Origin of the sequence: Ornithinibacter sp., assembly GCF_035443565.1 — a bacterium.
In the GTDB taxonomy this organism is placed as follows: Bacteria; Actinomycetota; Actinomycetes; order Actinomycetales; family Dermatophilaceae; genus Fodinibacter.
Genome location: NZ_DAORSO010000400.1, coordinates 1 through 1,172 on the forward strand (window position 1 = coordinate 1; position 1,172 = coordinate 1,172).

Consider the following 1,172-nt stretch of genomic DNA (forward strand, 5'->3'; position numbering starts at 1 on the left):
ACCGGGCGCGATCCGAAGTACTGCGTTCTCAGCCGAGGAGGCGGTGGCGCTGGCGGCCTTCCGCGTCGAAGTTCGCCGGGTCGAGCCACGTGTCGAGCCGCTCACGCACCGCCGGCCACTCGCCGTCGAGCAGCGAGAACCAGGCCGTGTCCCGGTTCCGCCCCTTGGTGACCATCGCCTGCCGAAAGACCCCTTCGAAGGTGTACCCCAGCCGCTGCGCAGCCCGCCGCGACCCCGCGTTGAGCGCATCGCACTTCCACTCCAACCGGCGGTAGACGAGGCCGTCGAAAAGGTGCCCCATGAGCAGCCGCTGAGCCTCGGTCGACGCCACCGTCCGCATCAGCGGTGCACCGAAGTTCACCCCACCGATCTCGATCGACCCGTTCGCCGGGTCGATCCGCATCAACGACATGACCCCCGCCGCACGCCCGTCGACCAGCACCGCGAACGTCAACCACCCCGGCGTGGCGACCATCGAATCGACAAGGGCCCCAACGGCATCCACGCCGTCAGGCCGCTCCATCGACAGGTACGTCCAGTGCGCGTCATCCGTGCCGGCCCACGCCTCGACCAAACCACCCACGTGAGCACTCGACAACGGCTCGAGCACGCAGGTGCGCCCCGTCAGCACCACCCCCGCCGGCACCGGCCGCGGCGTCCACCCCGGCACCGGCGCACCGACAGGCTGCGCCTGGACACCAGAACCACCAGCAACACCAGGGCTCACGAGCCGAGAGCCCCGGTCGGCAGGTCGAACCACAGCAGGTGCTCGAAGTCGTCGGACAGCCCCGACGCGTGCGACGCCAGGTCAGGCGGGGTCGCCGCCGCCAGGATCGCCGCCCCGTCGGCGAGGTGCTGCGCGAGCAGCTCCTCGCCGCCGCGGTTGTCCGAGCGCGGCACCCGCATCGACCCGTCCTCACCGTACGAGATGGCCCCCAGCCGGATCGGCGGCTCGACGACCCCGTCCCGGTGCCGCCACATCCCGGTGAGTGGGTCGAAGACGTAGTCACCGAGCAACCGCCAGCCGTCGCGCGCGACGAGGCGAACGGCATCCACGACGTAGTCCGCGACGGTGTCGGAGATGAAGTAGTTGAAGTTCACCCGCACCCAGCCGGGTTTGATGCCCTCGCAGCCGCCGGTGATCTCGCGCTCGAACTCGTGCGAGCGCTCGA

General features: G+C 70.4%; 1 protein-coding gene and 1 pseudogene. Both read right to left on the minus strand.

What is annotated here, in order from left to right:
• Nucleotides 1-28: 28 nt before the first annotated feature.
• Nucleotides 29-727, minus strand: a complete 699-nt coding sequence (locus PLL68_RS15495) for a GNAT family N-acetyltransferase (RefSeq protein ID WP_324535631.1) — start codon at nt 725-727, stop codon at nt 29-31.
• Nucleotides 724-1,172, minus strand: a pseudogene (locus PLL68_RS15500) (aminotransferase class V-fold PLP-dependent enzyme); the annotation flags it as partial. The pseudogene PLL68_RS15500 and the gene PLL68_RS15495, both read right to left, overlap by 4 nt.